Below are 14,439 nucleotides of genomic sequence, written 5' to 3'. Positions count from 1 at the left end.
TTTTGACCTGAAAAATAAGTTAGTGATTCGACCTACAAAGCTAGGAGTAGTTTCAATAAGTCCAATAAAATTGTAATTAAGAATCTCTTATTTAAAAGTAAAAGTAAAGTTTCAACCACAAGCACAGCGATTCATTTAAAGACTTGATCCCAACATAAAAAATGTCGCACACTAACCGGCCGACAATTTTGAGAACGATGTTGAATGACAACAGCATACAAACAACAACAAAAAACATTGCTTGAACTAGCATCCAAAGCCCAATCAAAAGCTTACGCCCCTTATTCAAACTTTAAAGTAGGCGCGGCAATATTTGACAATAATCAAAAACATCACGGCGGCTGCAATGTCGAAAACGCTTCGTATCCATTATGCCAATGTGCTGAAGCCGGCGCGATAGCCTCTATGATTGCATCTGGCAGTCAAAGTATTACCGAAATCCTAATACTTAGCCCTAATAACGACTTCTGCCCACCATGTGGCGGCTGCCGTCAAAAAATTGCAGAGTTTGCTAACGAAAAAACCCTTGTGCATTTAGCTAAACAAAATGGTGATGTTAAAACCGTAAACTTCTCTGAATTACTGCCATTAGCATTTGGCTTTGAAAAGTCTGACGTATAATTTGACGCTTGAGTGGCCTAAAATGGATGATGTGTAAACACATCATCTACCATAGTTTCAAGTTCAGCTTGGTCGTCACAGGTTTTAGCGTAAGTACGCAGCCCCATAGTTTGCACTTGAATGTGGCGAGCAAGCTTGTTCACGTCCTTCGAGCTTTCTATTTCACCTAAGTCTTGTGACTCTTTTAGTAGTCTTACAAACTCAATTTCAATTTTTGCCAATAAACGCTTAGTTTCTTGTATTAAATCGGCATTTTCTTCGGTTAGCTCACCCATGGTTTTAGCTAACATACACATTCGACTTGGCGCGGTATTCTCATAATCTAAGACGACCGTTTTCATAAATAATTTAAGGGCTTTTAAAGGAGACTTTGCTGTTTCTCTCGCAGCAAGTAGTGCTTCAATTCCCATATCTGTATAACGGTTTAGGGCTTCTTTAAATAAGCCTTCCTTGCTTCCAAAAGTGGCATAAATACTACCTGGGCGCATATCAATTACGTCTTGTAGATTACGCATTGACGTGCCGTTAAAGCCTTTTTCCCAATATAATTTGGTGGCATTTTCAACCACCTCAGCGCGGTCAAACTTGGCATTTTTTCTCATCATTCACTCCCAAGTAATAAGGTATCATTCAAACCCTACTTTGAACGACCGTTCAATTTTATCTTGAACAATCGTTCAAGTACAGATATATTAGGCCCATCTAAACGCCGCGAATAAGATTTCGCTATTTATTTTTAAACAGGAAACACCCCATGAACGATATCAAACTACATACAATTGAATCAGCTCCAGAGAAAAGCAAGCCATTACTAGAAGACTCAGTAAAAGGTTTTGGCATGTTACCTAACTTGCACGCTGCTATGGCAGAATCACCACAACTACTAGAAGGTTATAAAGTGCTTCACACTTTATTTGGTGAAACATCTTTTGACGCAGAAGAGCTAACGGTTGTATGGCAAACCATTAACGTTGAGCACGGTTGTCATTACTGTGTACCAGCACATACTGGTATTGCTCATATGATGAAAGTTAACCCTGAGCTAACTGAAGCCCTTCGTAACCAAGAAGCTATGCCAACAGAAAAACTACAGGTATTACACGACACTACTTTGTTAGTTGTACGTAACCGTGGTGTGTTATCTGAGCAAGAAGTACAAACTTTTTATGACGCAGGTTATACGTCTGAAAACCTTTTAAACATAGTGTTGGGCCTAGCTCAAAAAGTTATGAGTAACTACACAAACCATTTAGCGAAAACACCTGTTGACGATGCATTTGCACAGTTTGCATGGGAAAAGAAAGCCTAAGGGCATCTAAACCCTGCACTTCATAAAAAACGCCTGCTTTTTACAAGCAGGCGTTTTCTTTTTTGAAAGGGGAAATTGCTAAGCCTCTTAATTTCCCAATAATTCAAACTTAAGTATTTAGCTTTTCTAGATTGGCCTTTAGTTTTTGAGAAACCTGTATAAATTCAGCCAATTGTTCGGGATCAACACCCGCAGCCATAACTCTAGACAGTTCAACTTCCGCTTTAACAAACTCTTCAATTAGATCCTTAGCTGATCCTGTCAACTCTAATAGCTGGCTTCTTTTATCTTTAGGGTTATCTTTTTTAATGAGTAATTGTTGCACTACTAACTCTTTTATTAAGCGGTTAATCTGTGCTTTATCTCGGCCCAGATAGTTAGCTAATTTTTGTCCTGTGCATTCATCTATCATAGAAATAATTTTTAATGATTTCATATGCATAGGTGATAAATTTTGATCTATTTCTTTTAATCTTTGCATCAAATTATTACGCACAAGATGCATTAAACTAAAAAGTGCTTCGTTTAAATTCACTGAATCTCCTGAGACAAGCCACCATAAATGGTTGACATTATCATCTTTTAAATATAGTAGACCTTATCAACTATACTTAGTTTATTTCCAAGCTGCAACTAAACACTAATAGGAGGATGTTATGGGGCCTAAAATGCGAATGGCTCAAGTGTCATCAATTGAGGATTTATCACCTCATATGCGAAGAATTACCTTAAGTGGTGACTCACTACTGGACTTTCCCTCTGATAAAAAAAGCGCCCATGTTAAGGTCATTTTCCCCAATCCCGAAACGCCAAATACACCACCAAAACTGGGGATATATTTGGGATTTAAAAAATGGATGCGTTCATACACAGTAAGATATTTCGATGGGGAAAACTTAACCTTAGATTTTGCGGTAAACGATCATCAAGGTTTAGCAACAAATTGGGCTGCAAATGCCAAAGTAAATGACTATGTGGGCATTGCTGGCCCTGGAGAAGTTAAGCATACGGATTATCAAGCAAGTAGACATCTGTTTTTTGGGGACTTAACTGCCCTGCCCGCCATAGCGGCAACCTTAGAGCAACTACCAAAGACAGCAATAGGTCATGCATGGATACAAGTTCCCACTGAACAAGACATTCAAACCCTGTCGCACCCAGCGGGTGTAAATGTAAAGTGGTTAGTCACCAAAAACAAACTGACCGATGAGTTTTTAAAGGCCCTTCAAGCCCAACCTAATGATCTAACAGGTACCGCTATTTTTATCGCCCTTGAAGCAAGTATAGTGCGCCAATTAAAAACACATCTTAATGAACACTGCGAATACGACAAATCCAAACTGTACGCCAGCGCCTACTGGAATAAAAAACAAAAGCCGTGAGTATAAAAACCCACGGCTTTAAACCTAGTATCGCTGCCAGCTTATAGTGCATTTTTCGATTATTCTTTAGGTAACGGCTAGCTAGCCTTAGCTTGGGATGCTCAAATTACTGGGATGAGTCAACAACTTACTTCACAAAATAATTATGTAACTGAGCATTGATAATAACTAGCCGCGCCTACATTAATCATTCATCGCTATTTAATTTCTACGTTAAATAGAGCAAAAAAACTTATCTTTTCATTTCACTTAAAGAGTATTAAATGTCTGAATTACTAGAAAATCTTCAATGGCGTTACGCCACAAAAAAAATGGACCCAACTAAGCCAGTCAGCCAAGAAAAAGTTGATTACATACTAGAAGCGATACGCTTAAGTGCCAGCTCTAGCGGCTTACAGCCATACGAAGTGATTGTTGTTACTAACCCAGATATTCGCAAACAAATTGTTCCCCACGCTTGGAATCAAGCACAAATAACCGACGGCTCGCATTTACTAGTGTTTGCTGCATGGGATGATTACACAGCCGAGCGTATTAACTATATGTTTGATTTAGTTAACGAAAAAAGAGGCTTTAAAAACGAGGGCTGGGAAAACTACCGTCAAATGTTACTAAGCACCTATCCTGAACGTGATGCTGATACAAACTTTGAACATGCTGCAAGACAGGCCTATATAGGTTTAGGCTCGGCATTAATTGCCGCAGCAGAAATGAAAGTTGATAGTACCCCTATGGAAGGCTTCGTTCCTGAAGAAGTAGATAAAATATTAAATTTAAAAGAGCGAGGCTTAAAGTCAGTACTCTTATTGCCTTTGGGCTACCGTGCTGACTCTGGTGACTGGCTAGTAGACTTACAAAAGGTTAGACGTGAAACAGATGAGTTTATTACTGTAATAGACTAGAAAACGGTTAACAACTTAGATGATAAAACGCCATATTCCACAAGTTATCAGTGGGATATGGCCATGAAAATGGCTAGGGGCTGTTGACCTTTCAAAAGTATTTTTACAGTGAAAGAGCAGCAGCCTCTGCTATCAAACTACTGGCAGCCTGATGTTGAAGGCTCAGTTGCCATTTTTTTAGCTTCTTGCCTCGCTTCAAACGCAGCTAATTGCTCTGCAGATGCTGGAAGTTGATATTTATCTTTCCACTCGCTAAACGGCATACCGTATATCTCTTCACGGGCTTGGTTATAGTCCATTTCAGCCCCTTGCTCCTTGGCTGCAGCCATATACCACTTAGCTAAACAGTTACGACAAAAATCTGCCAAAATCATTAAGTCGATATTTTGCACATCTTTGTTAGCATCAAGGTGTTTAAGTAAATGCCTAAAAGCCGCAGCTTCTGCTTCTGTCTTTTGTTGTTGGTTCATTGAAAGCCTATGTTTGGTGATTATCGTCTGGGGTCAGTTGCGGTTACTTCAATGCGCTGAGAGTTCTCATCATGAAACGCCAACAAATTAGTTAACCCCTGCATATTGTGTAATTCTCTAAATTCTATCCAATCTATTAAGCAATATAAACATATGGCAGGGTAATTCCAGCTAGAGAATAGGCCAGAATCAACGTATGCATTTAATTGCACTAAAACAGCATTCACCCGATCTTTTTGCAGTTTAAAAAACAACTTATCTGCATCAGCTTGAATGCCAGAGTTTGATAAAATGAACATCTGCACTAATGAATCGTTTGCCGAATCAATTAAGGTTAAGAGGTTTTCTTGCTCCCACGTTAGTGCGGGATCAGCGAACTTATCGGTTAGGTATCGGTAAATTACCCTAGAGTCATAAATAATCTGAGTTTTACCATCCTCTTCATCCTCTAACATAGGAATTTTCATAGTAGGATTTTTCACCATGAGCTGTTCCCTGTCTTGTTCAGAAAACACCTGCAAATTAATAAACTCATGCTGAATATTCGCTAAGCAAATACGGATGCGACGCACATACGGAGATGTAGTAGAGCCGGTGAGTTTTAACATTAAATTACTCCTAATTCTTTGCTATCAGTTTACTTACACTATGCCCAACCCTACCTAAGGGGTTGAGCATGGGCCGCAGCCCTAAAAATTGTGTTAGCCAACATCACATTTAAACCATCTAAATAAGCGCGAGTAGTCGGCTCTTGAGTATAACCTATCACCATACCATTGCCTTGAGGTTGGATAATCAAAAAAGGCTTATAAGCAAGTTGTTTAGTGTTTTCTTTCCACAAATATCCGCTTGCTAACAAAGACTCTTCGTCTTTAAACCAGGCTAGGTTTTTACCTGATGTTAAGGTAATAGGCGTATAAATATTACGACCAGATACCATAGCTACTACATTAGGATTGACCCCAGCGGTTAACCAATGTTCCTGATCAACTTCAATATTTGCCAACACACCTGCCACATAATCAGGCTGTTGCTTAGCATCAACACTGGCATCTAACAGGGCTTGCTTGTCGGTTAACAACTGACCTTTGACTCTGTCTGAATCAGATTTGGAATTAGCTGAATCTTCTTTGTCTGTCACTGCAAGTTCACGCTTCACATCTAACAAACCTGCTTTAGACGACGCAGCAAATGCAGTTGCATCACCAAAGGTAATTAATACACCACCATTATCAACCCAGTTTTTAATATTATCTAAGGCAGACTTAGAGAACGCTTGACCGTAACGCCCAGATGGCAGAATCAACACTTGGTAGTGGGCTAAATTTCCCGAGCCTAACTTGTCTGTACGAATAGCGGTAACTGGGTAATTTAACTCTTGCTCTATTACAAACCTTGAATTACCAGCACTTAATGAAGAAACCGGCTCATCCCAAGCCATAGCAATATTTAGCGCAGGCATGTCTACTACATCACCACTACCAAAGCTTGGGCCATTTATCACCCAACTGCTATCAACGCCCGTTACCAAAGCGCCAGTATCAGCTGCGATTTGCTGCACTTTGGCTGCTAAGTCTGCACTGTTACGTCTTTTTTCAATAATCAAACTACCCGCAGGGAAAGACTGCTTAGAGTCTAATTGAAAAGCTTTATCTGCACTTTTAACAATCAAGCCTTGTTGCAATGCTTGTGTTAAGAAATGTACTGATGCCATATCGCCCCAAGGCACTAGATAAGCCACGTTTGCATCTGGGTTAGCAACACTACCTACTAGTTTATCACTAGCCTCTAACTGAATGGCTTTAGCAGAAACGGCTTTACCGCATGTGTCTGTATCCACATTAAACATTAACGGTAACGACCAAGCAGTTACATCGTAAATTTCGTCTCGTAACAATCTCGCTCGGCGTCTTTCTTGTTCTTTTATAAAGGCGTCAGACATATCTACTTGCTGGGTAAAAGTAGTTTTAACAAAACGCCCTCTGGGCTGGGCTGTATCAATAAAATACGTACCCGCTTGGTAGGTTTCACCACAGGCTTTAAATGATTCAGTCGCTTGCTGTACTTCTACACCATGTTGCGCCATTAAAGTAGCTAACTTGTGAGTAGTGGTTCTGTCTTGGCCGTTAGATAAAATAAAAGTCCGTTCTTTTTTGTCAGCCTTACCACTTTTAATGGCGTCTACTTGGTACTGATAATAATCTTTAAGTAGTTTTTCACGATTATCCGCTACCGCCTCTGCGGTAGATATTGAAGCAACAAAATGTTTGTGTACTGTGTCTTTAAAGGTTAAAAGCTCACCATTGTCTTTTAAAAATACTTCACCTCTTGACGAGCCGACTTCATAGGTAGAAGCGGCAGCACCATAAAAAGTTGGCCAACTATCACCGTACCCTGGGAAAAAAGCGTCGTACACTTCGCGGGTAAAGTAATCAAAACCAAACTTGTCGAAATGTTTACCGTTGTTACGGCCCACTAAGGTGATATTTTCTATTTGGTTAGGGTGAATGTGGGGGTTAAAAGGTTGTGCAGATGGGGCAAAAAAGTAGCTTGAGTCACCGCCCATTTCATGAAGATCAATCACCACCAAAGGGCGATATTTATTTAATATTTTTACTTTGCCTTGGGTTTCAGGTTGCGTAAGGGCTAACCAGTCGCGGTTCATATCAAACAAATAATGGTTTGTACGACCTCTTGGCCAAGGTTCGTTATGCTCAGCAGATAAGCGGTCTGGGCTGTGGCTAATACCTACACTGGCATAATAGCGCTGTGTAAATCGAGTTCTTCCGTCTGGGTTTTGTAGCGGGTCAATGAACACAATATTATTGTTCAAAATTTTCTTGTTTGTGGGTTCATCTGGAGCAGCAAGCAGATGATAGGCAGTCATCATGGCAGCATCTGTGGTACTAATCTCATTACCGTGCACACCGTACTGTAACCACACAGAGCTTGGTAAAGCATCTTGGAACTGCTTAGCTTGGTTTTTATCTGTCACCCTAGGATCAGACAAACTTTGCATATCGCTAGAAAACCCTTCTAAATCTTTAATTAATTCAGGCTGGCCAATAGCAGCATAAATTAATTTACGGCCTTCCCATGTGCGACCGTACTCAAATAGTCTAATTCTATCTGGTGCTGCACGCTCTAGGGCTTCAAAAAACCTAAGCATATCGCCATGATTAGTGATTCGCTCACCTACTTCATAGCCCAACACTTGCATATGGGTTGGTATGTTTGGGTTATATTCCACATCTGGCCATAAGTCATATTCAGCATTAGCAGCCGAACTAACTAAACTTGAAATGAATAATATGCCAATAAAAAAGCGTTTGTATAAACAACTAACAGACTGAAAAAAAGCACTAGAAGTAAAGCTCATTAAGGAAGATTCCTATCAAATGAAGGATAAAACAGTGAGGAGCATAATAAAGTGTTTCACTTAAAAACTGCAATTTATCTGCGACAGAAGGCTAAATAAACATGCCAAGCTTATAAATTAAGTAACTGCTGTTTACTAAACCCAGTCTACAAACACTACATTTTTACTAAGCTTAGTTTCAGCATCTTGAATAACAGCTAGCGAGGGCGTTTTGAACACAGCTAACGTACTGCTACTTGACATTTAAGGTAGGTAGTAACGCCACTATCTTGTAAAGAGATAACTCAGCTTTTAAAAGATCGACCTTAGCCTCTATATGCTTCATTTCGGCTTTTATTTCTGTTGATGTTCGTGCATTAAGTAAAAACATATTACTGTCACCGGCGCTAAAACGTTGCCGCTCCATGCCTGATAGTGTTTTTGCAAGCTCTGCATTTTCCTGTTGTAACTTGGTGACATTCTTAGCTTGTACCCAATAGGTATAAGCTTGCTCAAAAGATTGCACCAAACTTTCTTCCATGGCACTTATCTTTAAGGATAGTTCTCTATCTTTACTTTTTGCCTTGGCCACTTCGGCCTTGGCTTTACGGTTGCCCAATGGATAGGAAAACGAAAGCCCAATTTTACTTTCGACTTGATCTAAAGTCTGGCTACCTGAACCAATATCTTTAGCGATTGAAGCCTTTAAATCTAACTTGGGTAGTAAGGCATTGTTTGCTAACTTAACTTTGTTTTGGGTTTGCTCTTGCGCCACTCGCATACTTTTTAAGGCTGGATGTTCAGCTATTTGTTTTCGTAACGCACTAAGTTGCGTATCCCCCACCCATAAGGGCCAAGCTATGTCTTCAGGTACTTTTGTAGCTGGCGGCATATTGATGACATGGCCGTCAGAATCCCGTAAATAATAAGATAATGCATGAGCATAGCCATCACGGGTTTGCTTTAGCTTTTCCACTAGCAAGCGCTGTTCTAGTAGGTTGGCTCTAAACTCAGTTAAGGATATTTGAGCTAAATCTCCTCTTTCAACTCGGGTGGCGATGGCTTCTTCTCTTAGAGAGGTAGTCGCAAGCAGTGACTCTACGGCTTCTACTTGCAGAGAGCTTTCATACCAAGTTAGATAATTTACGAGGCCCTTGTAAATGAAGTCATTAAGCATAGTATTTGCTTGGACTTCCCAGAGCATTAAGTCCAGTCTTGCATTGGTAACGCCAAGACGCTGTTTGTTAATTTCTCGCCCTTTTAACAAAGAAAAGGCAATACCAACACTCGCTTCACCTGCACTTTGGGTTTCATACTGTTGTTCGTAAACAGGGAAGTTACCATCTGTGACCCTATATTCAGTAAAAACAGAGGCGTTATAGTCTTCTAATGGTTTAACGATTCTTTGTTGCAACGAGGTACCGTCGTAGTAACCCGTTACTCTCGAAAAGCTATCGTGCTCTAGGTAAGGGTCAAAGGCACTGTTAGCTATATCAAGATCAGCATTTGCCTGCACTGCCCCTTCTTTTATGGCCTTTGTATACGGGTGTAAATGCTGCATTGAATAAAGCAGTGTATCAACTGTAGGGCCTGTTTCAGCGTTAGCAAGTTGCGCCTTTTTATACTCGCTAGTTTGCGCCCAAGCGCTACTGTTAATCAATAATCCAATCGAAGCTAATGCAGCGCCAAGTAAGGTCTTTTTGACCAAATACTGAGTATTTACCACGTGCTAGCTGCCTCTTCGGTTTCTTGCCCAGTGGTTTGCTGAGGAGGGAAGTTATTGAGTTGACGCCACAACTCATAACCTAGCCTCACTTCTTCAAGTAGTATCCAGCCTTTCACTCGGCTACCTAGTCTTGCGGAACTTTCTCTAGGCCATGGAATGTCTTGTCTATCTGGTTGGATCCATACCTGAAAAGTACCAGTAGCATTGGCCATGGGCTCAACATATACCACCTCACCACCAAATGTACCTACTGCACTCCCTGGCCAGCCACTAAACTGAAACACGGGCCAACCTTCAAACTGCAACCTAGCTTTTGCGCCAGGAGTCACCAAAGGTGCATCTAAGCCAGTAACAGTCACACGCACACTGCGCTTGGCATTAGAGGGGATAAACTGCCCCAACACTTGACCTGCTTTTACATAGGTTGACACACCACCTGAAAACAAACGCACTATTGTTCCGTCTACTGGCGCAACTTTGGTTTGAGTAGATTGCCTCGAAAGGCTCATGCTGACTTCATTAATATCCGAAATAGAAGACGCGGCTTTAGCTTTTAGCTCTTGTAACTTGATTTGCGCTTGCTCAACATCTTTACGAGACACTAGCCCCTGTTCTTGTAATCCCATTTGGCGATTCAAATTATTCAAAGCATTCGCCACTGCAATGTCGTTAGCTTGGTTTCTCTCTTTGGCGGCAGAAAGTTGCGACTGTAACTTTTCTAGCCGCTCGGCATCTATATCAATCAGGGTCACTATTGGGTCGCCTTTTTTTACCTGCATGCCTTCTCGTACGTGCCAAGTTTTTATTTGCCCATCAACTAAGGCACTAATGGCTTGGGTTCTATCTAAGGGATCCAGAGAATCAACCACTCCGGTACCATAGGCGGTTTGCATCCAAGGTGTAAAATACAGAATTAACCCCGCCGCCAACACCAAAAATACAATCAAACCACACACCACTTTATGTAGCTTTGGGATAGCAAGTTTAGATAAAGAGGTTACGTTATAGAGAAAGCGTTTTTCTGCACTATTCATTATTGTCACCCTGCTGAACATTATTATTAACAAGCTCAGTTACATCATCATGCAAGTGAATCGTTCCACTAAACATGCCTTGCTCAGGTGTATTGGTAAAATACAAAACCGTACAATGTAGGCTGTTTAACTTAGCTAACAAGCGCAGACGAAGCGCCTTAGGGATAGCATCAAAGTGCTGATTTATAATAAGTACTTTAGGTTCGGCAATTAGAATACCCGCCAGCTTTAACAATAAAAACTCTAGTGGCTGCAATGGCGCACCTAGCACAGATATTTTTTCTGAAAGACCATTAGGCAGGGTATCAATTACAGATAACACTTCTACTGCGGCTAGGGCATTGCGCATTTCAGAAATACTAACGCTAGGGCTTGCCAAGCGTAGGTATTCTTCAATGGTACATTCTACTATTAACGACCTATCTAAAATGGTGATAGCTTGTCTTAGCTCATAGGTATCATAATCAAATAGGCTAAGGTCACCCAAGAGGATCTCCCCTTTATTTGCCTTATCATAGCGTTTCATAAGAGCCGTTAACTGTTTTTGAACCCAGCTTTTTTCAGTAGTAATAAAATACTTACCACCAGCAATTAAGGTGGTATCAATAAAACAACTATCGTCACCGTGCAACAACACTAAATTGTTGAAAACCAGTTGAGATGAACGGGGCACCCGATTGGCGTTTTCGTTTACATCTTCCTGAGGAATGAATAGTGCTGAGCCAATTTTATCCGCCGCACCATATAATTCGTAGTAAAGTTTAAGGTATTGGGTAAACCGCGACAGACCAAAAAATACTGCAGACATAATAAGCTCAGCAGCAACCAATTGCCCGATAGATAACTGCCCTTGCACCACAAGCACACCACCTATCCCCAGCAAAGAAGCACTGGCTAGGGCATAAAGCAGTAAAAACATCACGACTTGTGAAAAAGTGTAATGAAAATGGCGTTTGTGATTATGAATATAATCACTTATGTACCCATCTGTACTTCTACCAGCGTACTCTAAATGGTCAGCAGATTTAAAAAACTCGTGTGCTGCGGCAATATCATTGAGCCATTTAGCCGATTCGTATTTGGATTGTGAAAGCTCTATAGCCGTGCGCTTAGCACCCGCTCCCCATATTTTCCAAATAGCGTACATGATTAGAATTAACACAAGGTTAAAAGCAAACAATGCAGGGTGATACAAAGAAACCAAAGTAAACCCGACCAGCATTTGTAGTACTAATGCGAAGCCATCAACCATTAAAGAAGGAATGTTTTTCTGTAGCGTCATAATATCAAAATAACGCTGGGTGACATTGGTGTTTTGTCTGCCTTCAAAAAAGCTATGGGGCGCCATAATAGTACGCAAACTTAAGGCTGCAGTTAACCGTGCATACACCTTACGCTCGTAAAACTCCATGATACGCATACGTAACGCGCTAAAAATACCAGATATAAAAAGAGTAAGAAACAACACAGTGGCAAGTATTACAACCGCCCGAGTAGAGCCTATATTTGCAATACTATTAATTAAGGTTTGTACTGCTATCGGCACTGCCAATGTCATTAAACTTATGGCTACACCATATGCAATAGCAACCCAAAAGAACCCAGCCTCGGGTTTTATTAACTTAAACAGCGTTTTTTTGGTGGCACGTAAATCTATCGTTTTTGCCATAAACCCTCTTTTAATCGACCCTGAGTACTTACATACAAGCATGTAAGTTATAAATAACTATTCACAATACCACGTTACGGCACAACCTTTAACGGGCAACTGTCTACCTTTGATCACCAGCAAAATAACTAAAACTTATTGAGGGAAGTTTTTTAACAAAAAGGATAAAACAAGGCCTAATATAATAAATTAAGACAACTCATAACTGCAATTACTGTGAGTTGAAACACAAAATAAATATGCCCAGCTAAAGAATCAATACCTCTGTTATGCCATTGTGGCTATGGACGCTAGCCAATTCAGCAGGCGGAAACACCGCTTTAGAGAAATAAGTGATGTGGGGTATATCACCATTAGAGTAACACCACCCCATATTACAGGTTAAAACTACGAGCCAAAAATCACCACAACTACGGCCACTAGCGCTCCAACCCCAGCTATTTTCAAACCATTTTTATAGACAGGCAACTTAGGTAAAAACATCAAAAAAGCAGAAATCACAAAAAACAACAACCCTAAGCCAAAACTAATATTCAGCCAAAATAATGGGCTATTGTTAGTCGCTTTATGTAGCTTTACCATTTTCGAAAGTACAATAGGATACTCTTTACGAGTCACTGTCGCCGTGCCACTGGATTTTTCGTATTCCCCCACGTTAAGGGTAATAATTGAATCTGTCTCAGATACTACTTTGCTCCCCTTGGTGCGCAGTGCTAAAAGCAGCTCTTTACTATTAAGGCCTGGTTCTAACTGCTTAACCTGAACTTGATCATATTTTAGAATGTCAGTAGGACGGAAAATAAGAAGAATTCCGCTAACAGCGTAAACTCCCATAATTCCCGCTAAGAAAAAGCCAAGCCAACGATGATATTTGCGAAACGTTAGATGTAATTTTGATGCAGCCATTAGTTTAGTTTTCTGTATTTTAAAAATGGCGTACTTTATAAACGAGAATGCTTTCTATTTAAACTATAAAAAGTAATAACTTGGAAAAATAATGATATTTAACATTATGTTAGGCATTACTTACCATTCAAAAACAGTAAATTAAGATAAGCTGACTTTAAGACTAACCCAACCAAAGACAGCAAACTTTTAAAGGCCATAAGAATTAAACCAATCCCCACTATTGAATCAACAGCCATAAAAGAAAACATATACAAGGCTTGGCCAAGCGTAATACCAATAAACGCAATCTCATATGTGGTTTGTCTATCCAACAAAATTACAAATCCAGCGACCAATACCGCTCCGCTGTAATAATAAGTATTTGAGTCTCACGGTTCAATTTAACCTGTGACATACGGCGACAAGAATAAAATTGCGGCACCTAAAAAACTCGATAAAAAAATACTAATTAAAAATTTTTCAATGGTGACCTCTGTATTCCCTTACGCTTAACCTCCCTCCCAAAAAAAGCCTTTGGGCCAAGGCCAGAACCATTTTTGTTATGGCTGTCAGGGTAAATAACAATAAGGTCTAAAACTTCGCTTGCTATATTTCATATGTCTCGCATACGACACTTTCACCACTAGAATAGATTACCTTGTCGTCGCTAACTAAAAATATAACACGTTTACCGAACTCAAAATTATTCACAAAACCGCACTCACCGCTCAAGGTAATATTATTATTTAGAGAAAAGTCATATCGATACTTTCCCTCTTTTTGGAAAATTGAATAATGAAGCTCCTTATCTTCTCCATCATTTAGTGACCAAAATTTTAAATCAGAATTTGGGGTTGTGATTTTAGCATCTACAATTCGTATGTTTGAGCTGTTCAAAATGGTTACTTGAGGCACAAGATTTATGCCTATGAAATACAGTGGAATAATCAAAAAAAGTAAGCTCAGTTTTTTACTTGAATAACCCTTCATACAACAGTCCTTTAAATTTAAGGTGTTACTAAACACTAATAAAATTGTTGGCTAACATTGCGAGAAACAAGCAAAATCAACTGTTATTAG

15 protein-coding genes are annotated in these 14,439 nt (G+C 40.0%); 4 read left to right on the top strand and 11 right to left on the bottom strand.

Features of this window, described 5'->3' with window-relative positions:
• Positions 1 to 204: 204 nt before the first annotated feature.
• Entirely contained in the window at positions 205 to 621 is a 417-nt protein-coding gene (gene cdd / locus ACMUMK_RS02945; protein WP_414699629.1) for a cytidine deaminase, read from the top strand.
• 17 nt (positions 622 to 638) lie between these two features.
• Here the strand turns inward: cdd and ACMUMK_RS02940 are convergent, their stop codons facing one another.
• A complete protein-coding gene (locus tag ACMUMK_RS02940; RefSeq protein ID WP_414699628.1) occupies positions 639 to 1,226 on the bottom strand; it encodes a TetR/AcrR family transcriptional regulator in 588 nt (195 codons plus the stop codon).
• Positions 1,227 to 1,375: 149 nt separating this feature from the next.
• On the opposite strand from ACMUMK_RS02940, the gene ACMUMK_RS02935 reads away from it, so the two are divergent.
• Positions 1,376 to 1,930, top strand: coding sequence for a carboxymuconolactone decarboxylase family protein (locus tag ACMUMK_RS02935; RefSeq protein WP_414699627.1), 555 nt, complete (start codon positions 1,376 to 1,378; stop codon positions 1,928 to 1,930).
• 109 nt (positions 1,931 to 2,039) lie between these two features.
• On the opposite strand, the gene ACMUMK_RS02930 is transcribed toward ACMUMK_RS02935, so the two are convergent.
• Positions 2,040 to 2,465 (bottom strand): MarR family winged helix-turn-helix transcriptional regulator, encoded by a 426-nt coding sequence (locus tag ACMUMK_RS02930; RefSeq protein WP_414699626.1) that lies wholly within the window; start codon positions 2,463 to 2,465, stop codon positions 2,040 to 2,042.
• A gap of 121 nt (positions 2,466 to 2,586) precedes the next feature.
• On the opposite strand from ACMUMK_RS02930, the gene ACMUMK_RS02925 reads away from it, so the two are divergent.
• Together ACMUMK_RS02925 and ACMUMK_RS02920 are read left to right on the top strand one after the other, a co-directional pair.
• Positions 2,587 to 3,312 carry a siderophore-interacting protein gene (locus ACMUMK_RS02925; protein ID WP_414699625.1) on the top strand — a complete coding sequence of 242 codons (726 nt, stop codon included), beginning with the start codon at positions 2,587 to 2,589 and terminating at the stop codon, positions 3,310 to 3,312.
• Between the two features lie 263 nt (positions 3,313 to 3,575).
• Positions 3,576 to 4,214, top strand: coding sequence for an NAD(P)H-dependent oxidoreductase (locus ACMUMK_RS02920; protein ID WP_414699624.1), 639 nt, complete (start codon positions 3,576 to 3,578; stop codon positions 4,212 to 4,214).
• 137 nt (positions 4,215 to 4,351) lie between these two features.
• On the opposite strand, the gene ACMUMK_RS02915 is transcribed toward ACMUMK_RS02920, so the two are convergent.
• The 9 genes from ACMUMK_RS02915 to ACMUMK_RS02875 all read right to left on the bottom strand — a co-directional run bounded on the left by ACMUMK_RS02915 (position 4,352) and on the right by ACMUMK_RS02875 (position 14,349).
• Positions 4,352 to 4,684 (bottom strand): DUF1244 domain-containing protein, encoded by a 333-nt coding sequence (locus ACMUMK_RS02915; RefSeq protein WP_414699623.1) that lies wholly within the window; start codon positions 4,682 to 4,684, stop codon positions 4,352 to 4,354.
• A 20-nt stretch (positions 4,685 to 4,704) separates the two neighbouring features.
• Positions 4,705 to 5,292 (bottom strand): glutathione S-transferase family protein, encoded by a 588-nt coding sequence (locus ACMUMK_RS02910; RefSeq protein WP_414699622.1) that lies wholly within the window; start codon positions 5,290 to 5,292, stop codon positions 4,705 to 4,707.
• 50 nt (positions 5,293 to 5,342) lie between these two features.
• Positions 5,343 to 8,063, bottom strand: coding sequence for a M14 family zinc carboxypeptidase (locus tag ACMUMK_RS02905; protein WP_414699621.1), 2,721 nt, complete (start codon positions 8,061 to 8,063; stop codon positions 5,343 to 5,345).
• A 232-nt stretch (positions 8,064 to 8,295) separates the two neighbouring features.
• Positions 8,296 to 9,768 (bottom strand): TolC family protein, encoded by a 1,473-nt coding sequence (locus tag ACMUMK_RS02900; RefSeq protein ID WP_414699620.1) that lies wholly within the window; start codon positions 9,766 to 9,768, stop codon positions 8,296 to 8,298.
• Positions 9,762 to 10,802 (bottom strand): HlyD family secretion protein, encoded by a 1,041-nt coding sequence (locus ACMUMK_RS02895; protein WP_414699619.1) that lies wholly within the window; start codon positions 10,800 to 10,802, stop codon positions 9,762 to 9,764. The genes ACMUMK_RS02900 and ACMUMK_RS02895 overlap by 7 nt, the downstream gene beginning before the upstream one ends.
• Positions 10,795 to 12,471, bottom strand: coding sequence for an ABC transporter transmembrane domain-containing protein (locus ACMUMK_RS02890; RefSeq protein ID WP_414699618.1), 1,677 nt, complete (start codon positions 12,469 to 12,471; stop codon positions 10,795 to 10,797). The genes ACMUMK_RS02895 and ACMUMK_RS02890 overlap by 8 nt, the downstream gene beginning before the upstream one ends.
• A gap of 387 nt (positions 12,472 to 12,858) precedes the next feature.
• Positions 12,859 to 13,377, bottom strand: coding sequence for a hypothetical protein (locus ACMUMK_RS02885; RefSeq protein WP_414699617.1), 519 nt, complete (start codon positions 13,375 to 13,377; stop codon positions 12,859 to 12,861).
• 116 nt (positions 13,378 to 13,493) lie between these two features.
• On the bottom strand, positions 13,494 to 13,715 hold the full coding sequence (locus ACMUMK_RS02880; protein ID WP_414699616.1) for a hypothetical protein: 222 nt from the start codon (positions 13,713 to 13,715) through the stop codon (positions 13,494 to 13,496).
• 250 nt (positions 13,716 to 13,965) lie between these two features.
• Positions 13,966 to 14,349 (bottom strand): hypothetical protein, encoded by a 384-nt coding sequence (locus ACMUMK_RS02875; protein ID WP_414699615.1) that lies wholly within the window; start codon positions 14,347 to 14,349, stop codon positions 13,966 to 13,968.
• Positions 14,350 to 14,439: the final 90 nt, after the last annotated feature.

This window comes from Paraglaciecola sp. 2405UD69-4, from assembly GCF_047525415.1.
Taxonomy (GTDB): Bacteria; Pseudomonadota; Gammaproteobacteria; order Enterobacterales; family Alteromonadaceae; genus Paraglaciecola.
The sequence above is the reverse complement of the archived record's forward strand: the minus strand, read 5'-3'. Positions and strand labels throughout refer to the sequence as shown.

What these genes read in the sequence shown, in the direction of transcription:
- ACMUMK_RS02895 (WP_414699619.1), bottom strand. Translation starts at nt 10,802, where the DNA reads ATGAATAGTGCAGAAAAACGCTTTCTCTATAACGTAACCTCTTTATCT.
- cdd (WP_414699629.1), top strand. Translation starts at nt 205, where the DNA reads ATGACAACAGCATACAAACAACAACAAAAAACATTGCTTGAACTAGCA.
- ACMUMK_RS02925 (WP_414699625.1), top strand. Translation starts at nt 2,587, where the DNA reads ATGGGGCCTAAAATGCGAATGGCTCAAGTGTCATCAATTGAGGATTTA.
- ACMUMK_RS02935 (WP_414699627.1), top strand. Translation starts at nt 1,376, where the DNA reads ATGAACGATATCAAACTACATACAATTGAATCAGCTCCAGAGAAAAGC.
- ACMUMK_RS02875 (WP_414699615.1), bottom strand. Translation starts at nt 14,349, where the DNA reads ATGAAGGGTTATTCAAGTAAAAAACTGAGCTTACTTTTTTTGATTATT.
- ACMUMK_RS02920 (WP_414699624.1), top strand. Translation starts at nt 3,576, where the DNA reads ATGTCTGAATTACTAGAAAATCTTCAATGGCGTTACGCCACAAAAAAA.
- ACMUMK_RS02940 (WP_414699628.1), bottom strand. Translation starts at nt 1,226, where the DNA reads ATGATGAGAAAAAATGCCAAGTTTGACCGCGCTGAGGTGGTTGAAAAT.
- ACMUMK_RS02885 (WP_414699617.1), bottom strand. Translation starts at nt 13,377, where the DNA reads ATGGCTGCATCAAAATTACATCTAACGTTTCGCAAATATCATCGTTGG.
- ACMUMK_RS02905 (WP_414699621.1), bottom strand. Translation starts at nt 8,063, where the DNA reads ATGAGCTTTACTTCTAGTGCTTTTTTTCAGTCTGTTAGTTGTTTATAC.
- ACMUMK_RS02915 (WP_414699623.1), bottom strand. Translation starts at nt 4,684, where the DNA reads ATGAACCAACAACAAAAGACAGAAGCAGAAGCTGCGGCTTTTAGGCAT.
- ACMUMK_RS02910 (WP_414699622.1), bottom strand. Translation starts at nt 5,292, where the DNA reads ATGTTAAAACTCACCGGCTCTACTACATCTCCGTATGTGCGTCGCATC.
- ACMUMK_RS02890 (WP_414699618.1), bottom strand. Translation starts at nt 12,471, where the DNA reads ATGGCAAAAACGATAGATTTACGTGCCACCAAAAAAACGCTGTTTAAG.